Annotated in this window: 13 protein-coding genes and 1 other RNA gene; 5 read left to right on the plus strand and 9 right to left on the minus strand. The window is 34.1% G+C overall.

Annotation, left to right across the window (positions count from 1 at the left end; all coding sequences use genetic code 11):
- Positions 1 to 1,955: carbamoyl-phosphate synthase large subunit (gene carB / locus RMO83_RS16400; RefSeq protein ID WP_310560791.1), on the minus strand; the 1,955-nt coding region annotated here is incomplete at its 3' end.
- A gap of 157 nt (positions 1,956 to 2,112) precedes the next feature.
- Positions 2,113 to 2,274 carry a 50S ribosomal protein L34 gene (rpmH, locus tag RMO83_RS16405; protein WP_022828464.1) on the minus strand — a complete coding sequence of 54 codons (162 nt, stop codon included), beginning with the start codon at positions 2,272 to 2,274 and terminating at the stop codon, positions 2,113 to 2,115.
- A gap of 164 nt (positions 2,275 to 2,438) precedes the next feature.
- Here rpmH and RMO83_RS16410 point away from each other — a divergent pair, with 164 nt between their 5' ends.
- On the plus strand, positions 2,439 to 2,954 hold the full coding sequence (locus tag RMO83_RS16410; protein WP_310560781.1) for a DUF2892 domain-containing protein: 516 nt from the start codon (positions 2,439 to 2,441) through the stop codon (positions 2,952 to 2,954).
- A 40-nt stretch (positions 2,955 to 2,994) separates the two neighbouring features.
- Here the strand turns inward: RMO83_RS16410 and RMO83_RS16415 are convergent, their stop codons facing one another.
- The gene (locus RMO83_RS16415; protein ID WP_310560782.1) at positions 2,995 to 3,651 is read right to left on the minus strand and encodes an alpha/beta hydrolase; all 657 of its coding nucleotides are present in this window, start codon (positions 3,649 to 3,651) and stop codon (positions 2,995 to 2,997) included.
- 360 nt (positions 3,652 to 4,011) lie between these two features.
- On the opposite strand from RMO83_RS16415, the gene RMO83_RS16420 reads away from it, so the two are divergent.
- A complete protein-coding gene (locus tag RMO83_RS16420) occupies positions 4,012 to 4,296 on the plus strand; it encodes a GNAT family N-acetyltransferase (protein WP_409025016.1) in 285 nt (94 codons plus the stop codon).
- 60 nt (positions 4,297 to 4,356) lie between these two features.
- Here RMO83_RS16420 and abc-f read toward each other — a convergent pair whose 3' ends face one another.
- On the minus strand, positions 4,357 to 5,991 hold the full coding sequence (gene abc-f, locus RMO83_RS16425) for a ribosomal protection-like ABC-F family protein (protein WP_310560784.1): 1,635 nt from the start codon (positions 5,989 to 5,991) through the stop codon (positions 4,357 to 4,359).
- A 690-nt stretch (positions 5,992 to 6,681) separates the two neighbouring features.
- Between abc-f and xerD the strand changes: the two genes are divergently transcribed.
- Positions 6,682 to 7,578, plus strand: coding sequence for a site-specific tyrosine recombinase XerD (xerD, locus tag RMO83_RS16430; RefSeq protein WP_310560792.1), 897 nt, complete (start codon positions 6,682 to 6,684; stop codon positions 7,576 to 7,578).
- Positions 7,579 to 7,661: 83 nt separating this feature from the next.
- Here xerD and RMO83_RS16435 read toward each other — a convergent pair whose 3' ends face one another.
- From RMO83_RS16435 to RMO83_RS16455, 5 genes are all read right to left on the minus strand, one after another.
- Positions 7,662 to 8,234, minus strand: a complete 573-nt coding sequence (locus RMO83_RS16435; protein WP_310560785.1) for a Uma2 family endonuclease — start codon at positions 8,232 to 8,234, stop codon at positions 7,662 to 7,664.
- A gap of 134 nt (positions 8,235 to 8,368) precedes the next feature.
- On the minus strand, positions 8,369 to 9,931 hold the full coding sequence (gene rny, locus RMO83_RS16440) for a ribonuclease Y (RefSeq protein ID WP_310560786.1): 1,563 nt from the start codon (positions 9,929 to 9,931) through the stop codon (positions 8,369 to 8,371).
- A 51-nt stretch (positions 9,932 to 9,982) separates the two neighbouring features.
- Positions 9,983 to 10,089: non-coding RNA, 6S RNA (ssrS, locus tag RMO83_RS16445), on the minus strand.
- A 53-nt stretch (positions 10,090 to 10,142) separates the two neighbouring features.
- Complete coding sequence (locus RMO83_RS16450) at positions 10,143 to 10,436, minus strand: cell division protein ZapA (protein ID WP_310560787.1); 294 nt, start codon at positions 10,434 to 10,436, stop codon at positions 10,143 to 10,145.
- Between the two features lie 7 nt (positions 10,437 to 10,443).
- Positions 10,444 to 10,734 (minus strand): hypothetical protein, encoded by a 291-nt coding sequence (locus RMO83_RS16455; protein ID WP_310560788.1) that lies wholly within the window; start codon positions 10,732 to 10,734, stop codon positions 10,444 to 10,446.
- Positions 10,735 to 10,912: 178 nt separating this feature from the next.
- Between RMO83_RS16455 and RMO83_RS16460 the strand changes: the two genes are divergently transcribed.
- Together RMO83_RS16460 and RMO83_RS16465 are read left to right on the plus strand one after the other, a co-directional pair.
- Positions 10,913 to 12,607: a M23 family metallopeptidase gene (locus RMO83_RS16460; protein ID WP_310560789.1), complete on the plus strand. Its 1,695-nt coding sequence runs from the start codon at positions 10,913 to 10,915 to the stop codon at positions 12,605 to 12,607.
- 11 nt (positions 12,608 to 12,618) lie between these two features.
- Positions 12,619 to 15,081, plus strand: coding sequence for a TonB-dependent receptor (locus RMO83_RS16465; RefSeq protein WP_310560790.1), 2,463 nt, complete (start codon positions 12,619 to 12,621; stop codon positions 15,079 to 15,081).
- The last annotated feature ends 211 nt before the right edge of the window (positions 15,082 to 15,292 follow it).

Below are 15,292 nucleotides of genomic sequence, written 5' to 3' on the forward strand. Positions count from 1 at the left end.
CCTAATTGCACGATAACACCTTCTGGTTTTTCGTGTTGGATAATGTCGTAAATGTGTTCCCAAAATACAGGCTCAAAATATAATTTATCGGCAGTATCAAAATCAGTCGAAACCGTTTCTGGGTTGCAGTTGATCATTATGGTTTCGTAACCACATTCTTTGGCAGCCAAAACTCCGTGAACACAGGAATAATCAAATTCTATTCCTTGTCCAATTCTATTGGGTCCAGAACCCAAAACAATTATTTTTTTCTTTTCGGTAACGATACTTTCGTTGTGAACGTATCGCTCGCCATTTGCTTTTTCGATTTCGGCTTCAAAAGTAGAGTAATAATAAGGAGTTAAGGCTTTGAACTCAGCAGCACAAGTATCCACCAATTTGAATACGCGATTGATATTCATCGACATTCTCAAAGCGTGAATTTGACTTTCCAAACAACTCAACATATGGGCAATTTGTCTGTCGGCAAAACCTTTTTGTTTGGCTTCCAGTAACAATTCTCTTGGCAAAGTTTCCAATTTGAAACTAGAGATTTCTTTCTCTAAAGTGTACAATTCCTCATATTGTTTGAGAAACCACATATCAATTTTAGTGATTTCGTGTATGCGACTCAAAGGAATTCCTAAAGCAATCGCATCATAAATTACAAAAACACGATCCCAACTAGCATAGGTTAGTTTCTCGATTATTTGTTCATAATTAGTATATCCTTTTCCGTCAGCTCCCAATCCATTTCTTTTGATTTCCAAAGATTGGGTGGCTTTGTGAAGGGCTTCTTGGAACGAGCGTCCTATTCCCATCACTTCGCCCACAGATTTCATTTGAAGCCCCAAAGTTCTGTCGGCACCTTCAAATTTGTCAAAATTCCAACGTGGTATTTTCACAATCACATAATCTAAAGTCGGTTCGAACAATGCCGAAGTTGATTTGGTGATTTGGTTTTGCAATTCATCAAGATTGTAACCTAAAGCCAGTTTCGAAGCAATTTTTGCGATAGGATAACCCGTTGCTTTTGATGCCAATGCTGAGGATCGAGAGACACGAGGATTGATTTCAATCGCCACAATATCTTCTTTATCGTCAGGCGAAACGGCGAACTGCACATTACAACCTCCAGCGAAATTTCCGATAGAACGCATCATCAAAATTGCATAGTCGCGCATTTTTTGGAAAGTGGTATCCGATAAAGTCATTGCTGGCGCCACTGTTATGGAATCTCCAGTATGAATCCCCATTGGATCCATATTTTCAATAGAACAGATAATAACAACATTGTCATTTTTATCTCTCAACAATTCCAATTCGTATTCTTTCCAGCCCATCAAAGCCTTATCAATCAAAACTTCGTGAATAGGTGAAGCTTCTAGACCACGAGTTAAGAGTTCGTTGAAATCTTCTTTTTTATAGACAATAGCTGCTCCAGTTCCGCCCAAAGTAAAGGATGGACGAATAACCAATGGAAAACCAAATTCCTGTGCAATTTCCTTACCTCGAAGATAGGAAGTACAGATTTCTGCAGGTGCAGATGGTACGTTTATTTTTTTAAGTAACTGTTTGAACTGTTCGCGATCTTCGGTAATGTTGATGGCATTCACATCAACTCCAATTAGTTTTACTCCAAAATCTGCCCAAATTCCTTTTTCGTCAGCTTCCAAACAAAGATTCAAAGCAGTTTGTCCACCCATTGTAGGTAAAACAGCATCGATTTGAGGATGTTCTTTTAATATTTTTATAATTGATTTAGTGGTAAGCGGCAACAAATAGATGTGATCGGCCATTGATGGATCGGTCATAATGGTTGCTGGATTTGAATTAATAAGGATTACTTCAATTCCTTCTTCACGAATAGAACGTGCCGATTGGGAACCTGCATAATCAAATTCGCACGCTTGACCAATCACGATTGGACCTGAACCTATTATTAAAACCGATTTTATAGAGTTGTCTTTTGGCATTGTGTAGTAGTTTGTGGTTTTATTTTTGTTCAAAGTTCCTGATTTTTTGTCAATTCTGTAACATTAAATCCTGAACCTGAAATTTTTTTAACGATAAAGTATAAAAAAAGGCGTTACTAAAAAATAGCAACGCCTTGATATTGATTATTTCTAATCATTATTTTTTATGTCTTGGTTCGCAAGAAACAGTCAATTTGTGTCTTCCTTTTGCTCTACGACGAGCTAGCACTTTTCTCCCATTTGCAGATTCCATTCTGTCCATAAATCCGTGCTTATTTCTTCTTTTTCTTTTCGATGGTTGAAACGTTCTTTTGCTCATTGCTTTGTATCTTTAAAAAATGTATTTACGATGTCATTGTGGTCTGAATAATCGTTACTCTAAAACCGAGTGCAAATATACAAAGACTTTTATTTCTGGCAAGTGGTTTTATAATTTTTTTTTTAATTCCTTTTACTATCTTTGCTGCTATAAATTTATACACTATGTTTCACAAAAATATCAAACTTATTATTGCTGGTTTTCTTATAGTTGCAGGGGTTTGGCAGTTTACCGAATCTAATATTGGCAACGGAATCTTTCTTATATTATTGACTGCTTTTCCAATTTTTCTTTACTTTAAAAATGAATTTATATTATTGGCATTCTTAAAATTAAGAAAGCAAGATTTTGAGGGAGCCAAAAAATGGTTGGCTTACATCAAAAGCCCAGAAAAAGCTTTGGTCAGAAAGCAGCAAGGTTATTTCAATTATTTGCACGGTATTATGCTTTCTCAAACGAATTTAAACCAATCTGAAAAATATTTCAAAAAAGCAATTGAATTGGGATTATCAATGGACATGGATTTGGCTGTTGCTAAATTGAATCTTGCTGGAATAGCAATGAGTCGAAGAAGGAAATTAGAAGCGACAAACTTACTAAATGAAGCTAAAAAATTAGACAAACAAAACATGCTGACCGATCAGATTAAAATGATGAAGGAGCAGATGAAGAAAATATAATTCAAAAAAAGGCGAATAGAGCAAAATCTAATCGCCTTTTTTATTCCAAAATAATCTTAGGTAGATTTTCATTCAACCACTTGTATTTGGTTAAAATCATGACGTGGGTTCCTCCTTTAACTATAATACAGTTTTGAATATTTTTTATCGGAAAAACATCATCCTCATCTCCATGAATATGAATTACAGTGTCATCTGCAATGGTTCTTTCCCATAAAATGATTTGTTCTACAGCCCAATCTAAATAACGTTTGTCTCGAACACGAAGAAATTTTTCATACAATTTGAGCCGTTGATTTATTTTTTCACCAAAAGAAAATTGGGAAAGACTGTCAATATTGGAAAATAAAGTTGTTGGAATTAATTTATAGGCCTTTGTAGTTTTTGCAACTTTCATCCTCAACGGAAACTCCAGATTAGTTTTGACGCTCGAAATAATAATGATTTTTCGAGCAGTAATAAATTGAGCCATTTCCTGAACCAAAATTCCACCAAAGGATACTCCAATTAATACTGGATTAGGATATGTAATCTTATTTGCCATTCTTTTGGCATATTGCCGTAAACTTTCATTATCCAAAGGGATTTCCCATTTTAAAAGTAAAGTTTCAAAAATAGCATTTGGAAGAGCAATTCGTTCAAAAATTTGAGCACTTGCAGCCAAACCTGGCATAAAGTAAACCGGGATTTTACTCATATTGTTTGTTTTAAAGCAATTCGATTTATTGCTTCGAATTTGGTATAAAATTAATTATTATATTAGAATCCAATTAGATTCGAATCTAATTTTACCAATAAATTATGACAACGAATCCTAGTAAAAAGGACTTCACCATTTTAGTTCTACGGAATTTGGTCACGCGGTTATTAGCGTATTAGAAGGAAATGACACTAAGATACAGCCAAAAATCATTTGATATTGAAAATCAAATCGATACCTTTGTTGCTGTAGTTTTTTCAAATTTAAATAATTATTTTGGAATCAATTCAAAAGTAATAAAGTTATTGGATAGGGAGATAATAAAACACACAAAATAGCATGGATAGCAAAGTCATTATCGAGGTGAAAGACAATACTTTTGCCAGACAATTTGAAACCATAACCGAAAAAGGATTAGTTACCATTGAATATTCATTTCAGGAGAAAAAAATATTTCTAACAAAAATTAACGTTCCCGATTCTTTTGACGACGAAGTTTTTATTTCAAATTTTCTCAAAGAAATCATGGCAATTGCTATCGAAAGAAAACTAAAAGTAGTTCCGATACTGCCAAAAATTGTAGTTTTCTTCAAAAAGAATTCTATTTACAAAGAGTTGCTTCCTCCAGGAATTCGATTATAATAAAGAAAGGCTGTTTCAACAAAATGAAACAGCCTTTTTTACTTTAAGATCCTAAAATGTTTATTTTTCAATTTCTCTCATACTTTCCATCTTTTTGTTTGCCAAGAAACCAGCAATATCTTCAAAATGTTCTTTCACTCGCTTTTGTCCGAATTCGAAAACTTTAGTTGCTAATCCATCCAAGAAATCTCTATCGTGTGAAACCAAGATTAAAGTTCCATCAAAATCACGCAAAGCGTCCTTGATAATGTCCTTGGTTTTCATATCCAAATGGTTCGAAGGCTCATCAAGAATCAATAAATTGACCGGTTCCAATAATAATTTTATCATCGCCAAACGCGTTTTCTCTCCACCTGAAAGTACTTTCACTTTCTTAGTTACATCATCTCCGTGAAACATAAAGGCTCCCAAAATATCTTTAATCTTGGTACGAACATCACCAACAGCAACATCATCTATGGTTTCAAAAATAGTTGCATTTTCGTCTAATAAAGCAGCTTGATTTTGAGCAAAATAACCAATTTGTGCATTATGACCAATTTCTGCTGAACCAGAATCAACACCAATTTCTTTCATAATAGCTTTGATCATCGTCGATTTTCCTTCTCCGTTTTTACCTACGAAAGCGACTTTTTGCCCTCTTTCAATAACCATATTGGCATCCTTGAAAACCACGTGGTCTCCGTAAGATTTCGACATTTCTTTAACAATTACAGGATATTGTCCCGAACGCGCTGCAGGCGGAAATTTCAACTTCAAAGCCGAAGTGTCCACTTCATCGACTTGAACAATAACCAACTTTTCCAGCATTTTAACCCGAGATTGAACCGCATCAGTTTTAGAAAATGTTCCCTTGAAACGGTCAATAAAAGTTCTATTGTCGGCAATCATTCTTTGTTGTTCATCGTAGGCTTTTTGTTGGTGCATACGACGATCTTTTCTCAATTCTAAATAATGAGAATATTTGGCTTTGTAATCGTAAATTCGTCCCATTGTCACTTCGATGGTACGATTGGTAATAGTATCGACAAAAGCTCTATCGTGCGAAATCACTACAACCGCTTTGGCAGAATTGATCAAAAAATCTTCCAACCATTGAATGCTTTCAATATCCATATGGTTCGTAGGCTCATCCAACAGAATTAAATCTGGTTTTTGCAAAAGGATTTTGGCTAATTCGATTCGCATTCTCCAACCACCTGAAAACTCAGAGGTTTGACGCGTAAAATCTTCACGTTCAAAACCCAAACCTGTTAATATTTTCTCAACTTCAGCTTCATAATTCACTTCTTCGATAGCATAGAACTTCTCGCTCAAGTCCGAAACTCTTTCGATTAATTTCATATACGCATCACTTTCGTAATCGGTGCGAACCGTTAATTGCTCATTGATTTCATCAATTTCAGCTTTCATACTAAAGATTTCACCAAAAGCTTTGGATGTTTCCTCCATAACCGTTGCGCCATCTGTCGTCAATAAATGCTGGGGTAAATAAGCAATTACCGCTTCTTTTGGCGCCGAAATATTGCCTGTTGATGGTTTGCTTTGGCCTGCAATAATCTTTAAAAGCGTTGATTTTCCTGCACCGTTTTTACCCATAAGGGCAATTTTATCATTTTCATTGATTGCAAACGAAACGTCGCTAAATAAAGTAGTTCCGCCAAATTGAACAGAAATATCGTTAACTGTAATCATTGTTTGAAGTTTGAAGTTAGGATTTAGAAGTTAGAAACTTTAAACCGCTAAAAAATTAAAAGCTGCAAAGATAGATTAATTGAGGAACTGGACAATTTTAGAGATGTAGAATTACTATTTACAGGTAGATTTAAAAAATTATCAAAAGTAGCGGTTTTGATAAGTAAATTTAATTATGTTCATGATTTATATGAATTGTCAAAAATTTAGGCATAATCCTCTACAAGTCGTTTTGCTTGATTCTTTTCAGGATAATCAGGAAGATAGATTAGTTTAAAACTGTCATAATTAACTAAATTATTATTGTCATATAATCCGTCGTAAACTTGTTATTTAAATCAAACTTATAAAACCCTATTGTTGTTCCTTTTGACCCTGCTTCATAAACGGTAAATATCCGGTGCCTTAATTTCTGTTTTTTTTAATTCATTATTATTCCTAATTGAAATCTTTAAATTATTGTCAAAGCACTTTTTGTTTGGTTTTTTTATGTCTAAAAATAGCTTTACTTTGCTTACAAGAAATCGCTACTAACAATGAAGTTTGTTGCAAACAATTGATTAATCATCAAACTCGATGAAAATAAAATTTTGTAAGATAAACACTGACAAGTAAAGAAGCGCGAGCCGAGAGATAGGGAACTGGCGATTTACAATATATATGACTGTTGGAAAATCAAAATTTGCAGATGTGAATTGGATGTCGGATATTAAAAGTTATCAATCTTATTTGAGGATTGAAAGAGGATTGTCAAAAAACACTATCGACAATTATTCTTTCGATATCGAACGTTTGTGTGTTTTTTTGAATGAAAATAATATTTCGATTTCGCCTGTAAAGATTAGCGAAGAAACAATTCAGCAATTTATATATAATGTTGCAAAAGAAGTTAATCCGCGTTCGCAAGCCAGAATAATTTCAGGATTAAAAAGTTTTTTTAGTTATTTAATTTTTGAAGATTATCGTCAAGACAATCCTATGGAATTGATTGAAACCCCAAAAACAGGCAGAAAATTACCAGACACTTTATCGGTAGGAGAAATAGATTCTTTAATTTCGGCAATAGATTTGAGTTCTAACGAGGGTGAACGAAATAGAGCTATGTTAGAAACACTTTATGGCTGTGGACTTCGAGTTTCTGAATTGGTTACCCTAAAAATTTCTGATTTATTTTTTGATGAAGGATGTATCAAAATCACCGGAAAAGGGAATAAGCAACGTTTTGTTCCGATAGGGAATTTGACACAAAAATACATCCAAATTTATCGAGATCACAAACGGAATGATTTGAAGATAAAGAAGGGTCAAGAAGATACTTTGTTCTTAAATAGGAGAGGAAGTCAGTTGACAAGAGCAATGATTTTTACGATAATCAAAGACTTGGCCGTCAAAATCGATTTAAAGAAAAGTATAAGTCCACATACTTTGCGTCATTCGTTTGCCACACATCTATTAGAAAATGGTGCAGATTTACGTTCGATTCAGTTAATGCTGGGTCACGAATCGATAACGACAACAGAAATCTATGTGCATTTAGACAGAAGGTTTTTAACTGAAGTAATTAATAATTTTCATCCGAGGAAATAGTGTTCAGTGATTAGTTTTTTGGTGATCAGCTGTATAGGGCAAATCGAATAAATTTGAACATATTAGACCTTCTTTAAACAATCTTAAACAATTTTAACGCCTTCATAGATATCCTGCAATTGCATTTCTAAACTCACTGTGGCTATAGTAAAACTTTGTTCCATAGTTTTGTATTCTGTCAATTGCCAACTATTGTCCGAATTTCTGATGAATTTTTCTACCATAATGCGTTCTGAGTCAATCAGGATATATTCTTGCAGTGAATCTATTTCTCTATACAAAGTAAATTTTTCGCCTTTATCATAATTTCTAGTAGAGGGAGAAAGAATTTCTATAATTACAGATGGATTAGTTATGGTATCAAATTTGTCGTCGGTAGTTTCTATTTCGCCGCATACTATGCTAATGTCTGGATAAGTGTATAGCGTGTTTTTGGGGATATGGATCCTTAAATCACTCCCAAAAGGTTGGCATCTTTTGCCTTTCAATTTTGTTGCTATGTCTACAGATGAATTCATAGCAATTTTGTTATGCGCAATCGAAGCTCCACTCATCGCAAAGATTTCTCCTTTATAATATTCGTGTTTTTCAAAAGCCAAACGCTCAGTATCTAAATAGTCTTTTTCGCTAATGTGGAGTATCTCAGGAAGTCCCATATTTATAAACTTTTAAACAAAGTTAGTTTAAATTTATAAATTTCAACGCAGGAAAATAAAATTCAAAAAAAATTCCAAGTCCCAACGATTAAGCATTGGAATTTGGAATTTTAAATTTTGGAATTTATCGAAATCTATTTTGCGATATTAACTGCTCTAGTTTCTCTAATAACAGTCACTTTTACCTGACCTGGATAAGTCATTTCGGTTTGAATTTTTTGAGAAATTTCAAAAGATAAAGTAGCTGCTTTTTCATCAGAAACTTTTTCGCTTTCTACAATCACACGAAGTTCTCTACCAGCTTGAATCGCGTATGCGTTTTTCACGCCGCCAAATCCATATGCCACTTCTTCCAAGTCTTTCAAACGTTGAATATATGAATCTAAAACTTGTCTTCTTGCACCTGGTCTTGCACCTGAAATAGCATCACAAACTTGAATGATTGGAGATAACAATGATTTCATTTCGATTTCGTCGTGGTGCGCTCCAATCGCGTTGCAAACTTCTTCTTTCTCACCGTATTTTTCCGCCCATTGCATTCCTAATAAAGCGTGTGGTAAATCGCTCTCAGTGTCGGGAACTTTACCAATATCATGCAATAAACCTGCTCGTTTGGCCAGCTTCACGTTCAAACCAAGTTCGGCGGCCATAATTCCGCACAGTTTTGAAACCTCGCGAGAGTGTTGTAGCAGATTTTGTCCGTAAGAAGAACGGTATTTCATTCGGCCTACCACCTTAATCAATTCAGGATGTAAACCGTGAATTCCTAGGTCAATAACGGTACGTTTACCCACTTCAATAATTTCATCGTCAATTTGTTTGGTAGTTTTAGCCACCACTTCTTCGATACGTGCTGGGTGAATACGTCCGTCGGTTACTAATTTATGCAAGGCTAAACGCGCAATTTCTCGACGAACTGGATCAAAACAAGAAAGAATGATAGCTTCTGGTGTATCGTCAACAATGATTTCAACTCCAGTTGCTGCTTCAATCGCTCTAATATTTCTTCCTTCACGGCCAATAATTCTTCCTTTTACATCATCCGATTCGATGTTGAAAACTGATACGCAATTTTCTACCGCTTCTTCTGTACCAACTCTTTGAATGGTGTTAATGATGATTTTTTTAGCCTCTTGTTGTGCTGTTAATTTTGCTTCTTCGATAGTATCTTGAATGTGTGACATTGCCTGCGTTTTGGCTTCAGCCCTCAAACCTTCAATCAATTGATTTTTGGCGTCTTCAGTGGATAAACCCGCTATAACTTCAAGTTGTTGAAGATGGCTTTTGTGCAATTTTTCAACCTCGGATTGTTTTTTGTCTAAAGTTTCGATTTTAGCATTGTACTCTATTGTTTTTGCCTCAAAATCGTCATTTACTTTTTTAGCTTTCGACAATTCATTCGAAACCTGAGATTCTTTGTCACGAATTCTTTTTTCCACTTCCGCTATCTTTTGATCACGCGATAGAATTACTTGTTCGTGCTCCGATTTTAATTCGATAAATTTCTCCTTTGCTTGAAGAATTTTGTCTTTTTTGATATTTTCGGCTTCAAGATTAGCGTCTTTTAAGATAGAAGATGCTTCTTTCTTTGCGTTTTTAATCAAATTAGAAATATTACTTTTTTCAATTAATTTGGCTAAACCAAAACCCGCCGCAATACCTACAATTCCTGAAATAATTATTGTTAAAATGTCCATAGTTGTTAAAAAATTTATATATAAAAAAAGCCTACATTAGATTGCTTGTATAAACTCTGAAATACAAGTTTTGAGCTAACTCGTTGTTCAAGCTTCCAAACTGAATTGGCTTGCTATAGTAACGATGATTTGCTCATTCTAATTGATTAGTGTTGAGTTTACCAAATGTGAACTAATGTAGGCAGTAACTTAGTTTCTGTAAAGAACGTGTTTAATCTTGGAGATATTGATCTAAAAGCGCATTGATTTTTTTAATTCTTTCGATAGTGGCTCCACCATCTATGGCATTATCAATTTGTTTTTGTTCTGTTTGTGCCGCAAATTGCAAAGCACACATGGCTAATACATCTTGCTTGTCACGCACGGCATAATTTTCTTCAAATTGCTTTATCATTGTATCAATTTTTTTTGAAGCGCTTCTGAGCCCTTCTTCTTGAGAGAGTTCCACTGTTAAGGGATAGACTCTGTCCGCAATCGATATCTTAATTTTAAGCTTTTCGTCCATATCTTTATTAATCTGCTAGCTGAGCTATGCAGTAATCAATTTCACGAATTAATGAATTTATTTTAAGCTTGGTATCTCTTTTATTCTCCTCACTGCCCAGTAATGCGTTGGCTATTTTTTGTGTTTCATACTGCGCTTTTAAGGCTACAATCTCTTGAGACTGATTTTGTATGATAGCTGCAGATTTTTCTAATTCAATTTTCAATTCTTGAGATTTTTTCTCCAAACTATTTATTTTTGCAAATAGTTTTTCAATCTTATTTTCAAGAGTATCAATTATTTCTGCAATTACACTCATAATGATTCCAAAGTATTACTTAATCTTACAAAGTTAGTATTCCTTTTTATTTTTACAATATTTTATTGGTTTTTTTATCTTAAAAAAATCAATTATCAGTATAACAGATGATTATGGTTTTTAAGCATTTAAAAAATTTTGTAATCTACTTTTATTTATCTTAGCAAAAATGTATCTTATGAGATCGAGTCTGTTTTTCATTCTTTTTTATTGTTCTGTTTTTGCTCAGGTCAATTATCCAACCGATTATTTTAGATCGCCTTTAGATATTCCAATGCAATTGTCGGGAAATTTTGGAGAGTTGAGACCTAATCATTTCCATGCTGGATTTGATTTCAAAACACAGCAAAGAGAAGGGTTAGATGTTCATGCTGTTGCCGACGGTTACGTATCAAGAATAAAAATTTCCACTTTTGGAAACGGTAAAACAATTTATATTACCCATTCAAACGGTTATACTTCGGTTTACGGTCATTTGCAAAGAGCAACTGATTCATTAGAGAACTTCATCAAAAAAGCGCATTATAAAGAGCAATCTTTTGAAATAGAACTATTTCCAAAACCAGATCAATTAGTTGTCAAAAAAGGTCAAATTATTGGTCTTTCAGGAAATACCGGAGCTTCAGAAGGACCACATTTGCATTTTGAATTTAGAGACAATATAACTGAGTATATTATTAACCCTATGCTTTTTGGGTTTGATAAATTTATGAAAGACACGAAGAAACCTATTATTTTTAACATCTATGCCTATCCATTAGACAATGAATCTGTGGTTAATCAATCCAAACGTCCTTTATTGCTAAATCTTGTTTTGCAAAAAGACGGAACTTATCTCGCCGATAAAGTGGTGGCTAATGGTAAAATAGGTTTTGGGGTCAATACTTTCGATTATGATGATGTTTCATTTAATAAAAATGGTGTTTATAAAGTGCAAACCTTTTACAACGGAATACCAAACTTTGGTTACCAATTTGATACCTATTCCTTCGATGATATGCGATATGTGAATGCCTTGATTGATTATCCAATGTATAAAAAAACACAACAAAGAGTCCAGAAGTTATTTATGAAAAGCCCATATAACTTTAGTATTATTAAATCAGATGCTTCAAATGGTGTTCTAAATGTTGTGCCCAATTTAACAGCTCAATACCGCATCGAAGTTTCAGATTTTTATGGAAACCTGACCACAGTAACCATTCCAATTGTCAATGAGATTTTACCTGTGATTATTGCCAAAGAACCAGTTTCTAAATATTTTGTCAAAGCAAAAAACGAATCTAATTTTTCCAAAGAAAATATGTCGGTTTTTTTTCCCGCCAATACTTTTTATGAAGATTTCAATTTGAATTTTGAGGTACGAAACGATACCTTGTTTCTTGATAACGACACTGTTCCTGCTCATTCCAACTTTACTATTGAAATGGAAGATCATAAATTTACTGAAGCTCAACGAGATAAAGTATTTATCGGATCAATCGGTTCAGGAAAAATAGGGTACAATCGGACCTATAGAAAAGATACTGTTTTCAAGACTAATGTTAAAACTTTGGGCAAATATGCTTTGGTTTTAGATATTACACCGCCAAAAATTACTATTGCAAAATCTATTGCAGGCAAATGGTTGAGCGATAAAAAATTCATTCAATTTACCATTAGTGATGATTTATCAGGTATAAAATCGTATAATGGGTATCTGAATGGCCAATGGATTTTATTCGAATACGACAATAAAACCAAGAAAATCACGCACGCTTTTAGTGACGGAATTGTTGCTGAAGGTGCAAATGAATTAAAACTTATTGTGGTGGATAATTTAGGAAATTCTACTATCTTTGAAACTCAGTTTTTTAGAAGTCAAAAACAATAAAATTAAATTCCTTGCATCACAATAAAATAATACTTGTTTTCCTTTTTTTCTGTTTTGGATGTGTGGCATCTGCTCAAACTGCTCGCATAAAAGGAGTTATTCTTGATAAAAATAACCAGCCAGTTTCCAATGTAAATATATCCAGTCAAAGTGCTGGTACACAATCTAATTCCAATGGTTTTTACATTTTGTCTATTCCATCAAATCAGAAGGTTATAGTTGTTTTTTCATATATTTCTTTGAAAAAAGCTACGGTCGCCGTTACTTTAAAACCAAGTGAAGATTACGAATTCAATCTGGTAATGAATGAACAGGATGAGCAAATGGGCGAAGTTATTGTAACTGTAAATAATAAAAAAAGAGTACAAGGAATTACTACTATTGAACCTGCATTGATTCGAAAAATTCCAGGCGCTAATCCAGGTGTCGAAAATATTTTAAAATCCTTACCAGGCGTAAATTCTAATAATGAATTGAGCACGCAATATGCCGTTCGCGGTGGAAATTATGACGAAAATTTGGTGTATGTTAATGAAATTGAAGTATATCGTCCTTTCTTAATTCGCTCCGGTCAACAAGAAGGATTGAGTTTTACCAATACTGACTTGGTTCAAAATGTAGATTTTTCTGCCGGTGGTTTTCAATCTAAATTTGGTGATAAATTATCCTCAGTTTTAGATATTACCTATCGAACACCAACACAATTTGCAGCAGTTGCAGAAGCCAGTTTACTTGGCGCAAGCCTAGCTGTTGACGCGGTTTCTAAGAACGGTAAATGGTCAGAAGTTACAGGAATTCGTTACCGCAACAATTCACTTTTGGTTGACAGTCAAGAAACACAAACCAATTTCACGCCTGTATTTGCTGATGTTCAAACGAACGTTAATTTCAAAAAATCGGACAAATTGGAATTCAGTTTTTTGGGGAATATTTCTTCTAATGATTACAAATACCAACCTTTGACACGTCAAACTAACTTTGGTACTATCCAAGATCCAATGGCGTTGTTGATTTATTATGAAGGTCAGGAAAAAGATAAATATACCACTGTTTTTGGCGCAGTAAAGTCAACGTATACCCCATCGAAGAACTCAACTTACAAGTTGATTGCATCCGCTTATCATACTCAAGAACAAGAATATTATGATATTTTGGCACAATATCGTTTGGGCGAAGTGGATTCTAATATTGGTTCTGAAACCTTCGGAGATGTTACTTTTACTAGAGGAATTGGCGGACAACTCAATCACGCTAGGAATGATTTAGATGCATTAATTGTAAATATCGAATTGAAAGGCATGCACAATTGGAAAAAAAATCAGTTCGAATGGGGAGCAAAATTCACACGTGAATCCATTCGAGATCGAGTGATAGAATGGGAAGTTATTGACTCGGCTGGATTTTCGATAAGTCCTCCGAAGTTTTTGCCCAAAAACGAGCAACCGTATTCTCCTTACACAGGACCTTTAGTACCTTATCAAAATGTAAGAGCAACTAATTTTGTTGACATCAACCGATTTTCAGGTTATTTTCAATGGAGTAGAAAAGGATATATTGGTAGCAATGAAGTTTGGATGAATGCTGGAGTTCGTTCTCAAAATTGGACTATTTCTGGCGATAATATTACGAGTTCTACACAAATTACGTTTAGTCCTAGAGCGCAATTTTCTTTGAAACCAAAATGGGAAAAAGATATGTTTTTCAGGCTTTCTGGAGGATTGTATCATCAACCACCCTCGTACAGAGAATTGAGAAATGCAAAAGGAGAAGTGCAGCCTGATGTCAAAGCGCAACAATCGATTCATATTGTTTTGAGCAATGATTATAGTTTCAAGATGTGGAATCGTCCTTTCAAAATGGTTTCGGAATTGTATTATAAATCCTTGACTGATGTGAATCCATATACGTTAGACAATGTTCGAGTTCGATATGCTGCCGCCAATAATGCAAAAGCATACGCTCAAGGTTTTGATTTTAGATTGAACGGAGAATTTGTTCCCGGAACCGAATCCTGGTTTAGTTTTGGTTATTTGAAAACAGAAGAAGACATCAATAACAAAGGATTTATTTCGAGACCAACAGACCAAAGATTGAAATTTGCACTTTTGTTCCAAGATTATATGCCTAAGATTCCAAGCCTAAAATTATATTTGAATTTGGTTTACAACACTGGATTACCAGGTGGTTCGCCTTCGTATGCTGATCCTTATTTGTACCAAAACCGATTGAGAGATTACCGGCGTGCCGATGTAGGTTTTTTTAAAGTATTGATTGATGCTCAAAATCCATCCTCAAAAAAATGGTTGCAAAGTTTTAAGGAGTTAGCTGTTGGACTAGAAATTTTCAACCTTTTTGACAATCAAAATGCAATTACCAATACCTGGGTTCGTGATGTGTATTCTAAAAATCAATATGCCATTCCTAATTATATGACTACAAGGGTTTTTAATGTAAAGGTGAATTTGAGGTTTTGATGGGAATCATCAAAAAAACATAAACGGATTTTGAAACTATATATTTGTTTACAATTGATAGATATTAAAGATATCATTGTTGTCCGATAAAAGTAAATAAAAAAGAAGCCATAAAAATGGCTTCTCAATTAAAATCGTAATTTGGTTTTGCAAAAGACAAAAAACGATGAGTAAAAGTAATTATTTTTCTAGTAAATCTGTTTTCGGACAG

The organism is Flavobacterium sp. (assembly GCF_031423415.1).
Taxonomy (GTDB): domain Bacteria; phylum Bacteroidota; class Bacteroidia; order Flavobacteriales; family Flavobacteriaceae; genus Flavobacterium.

Excerpts from the sequence above, each read along its gene's own strand:
- rpmH (WP_022828464.1), bottom strand. The coding sequence starts at position 2,274 with ATGAGCAAAAGAACGTTTCAACCATCGAAAAGAAAAAGAAGAAATAAG.
- RMO83_RS16410 (WP_310560781.1), top strand. The coding sequence starts at position 2,439 with ATGTTTCACAAAAATATCAAACTTATTATTGCTGGTTTTCTTATAGTT.
- RMO83_RS16415 (WP_310560782.1), bottom strand. The coding sequence starts at position 3,651 with ATGAGTAAAATCCCGGTTTACTTTATGCCAGGTTTGGCTGCAAGTGCT.
- abc-f (WP_310560784.1), bottom strand. The coding sequence starts at position 5,991 with ATGATTACAGTTAACGATATTTCTGTTCAATTTGGCGGAACTACTTTA.
- RMO83_RS16435 (WP_310560785.1), bottom strand. The coding sequence starts at position 8,234 with ATGGGACTTCCTGAGATACTCCACATTAGCGAAAAAGACTATTTAGAT.
- rny (WP_310560786.1), bottom strand. The coding sequence starts at position 9,931 with ATGGACATTTTAACAATAATTATTTCAGGAATTGTAGGTATTGCGGCG.
- RMO83_RS16450 (WP_310560787.1), bottom strand. The coding sequence starts at position 10,436 with ATGGACGAAAAGCTTAAAATTAAGATATCGATTGCGGACAGAGTCTAT.
- RMO83_RS16455 (WP_310560788.1), bottom strand. The coding sequence starts at position 10,734 with ATGAGTGTAATTGCAGAAATAATTGATACTCTTGAAAATAAGATTGAA.
- RMO83_RS16460 (WP_310560789.1), top strand. The coding sequence starts at position 10,913 with ATGAGATCGAGTCTGTTTTTCATTCTTTTTTATTGTTCTGTTTTTGCT.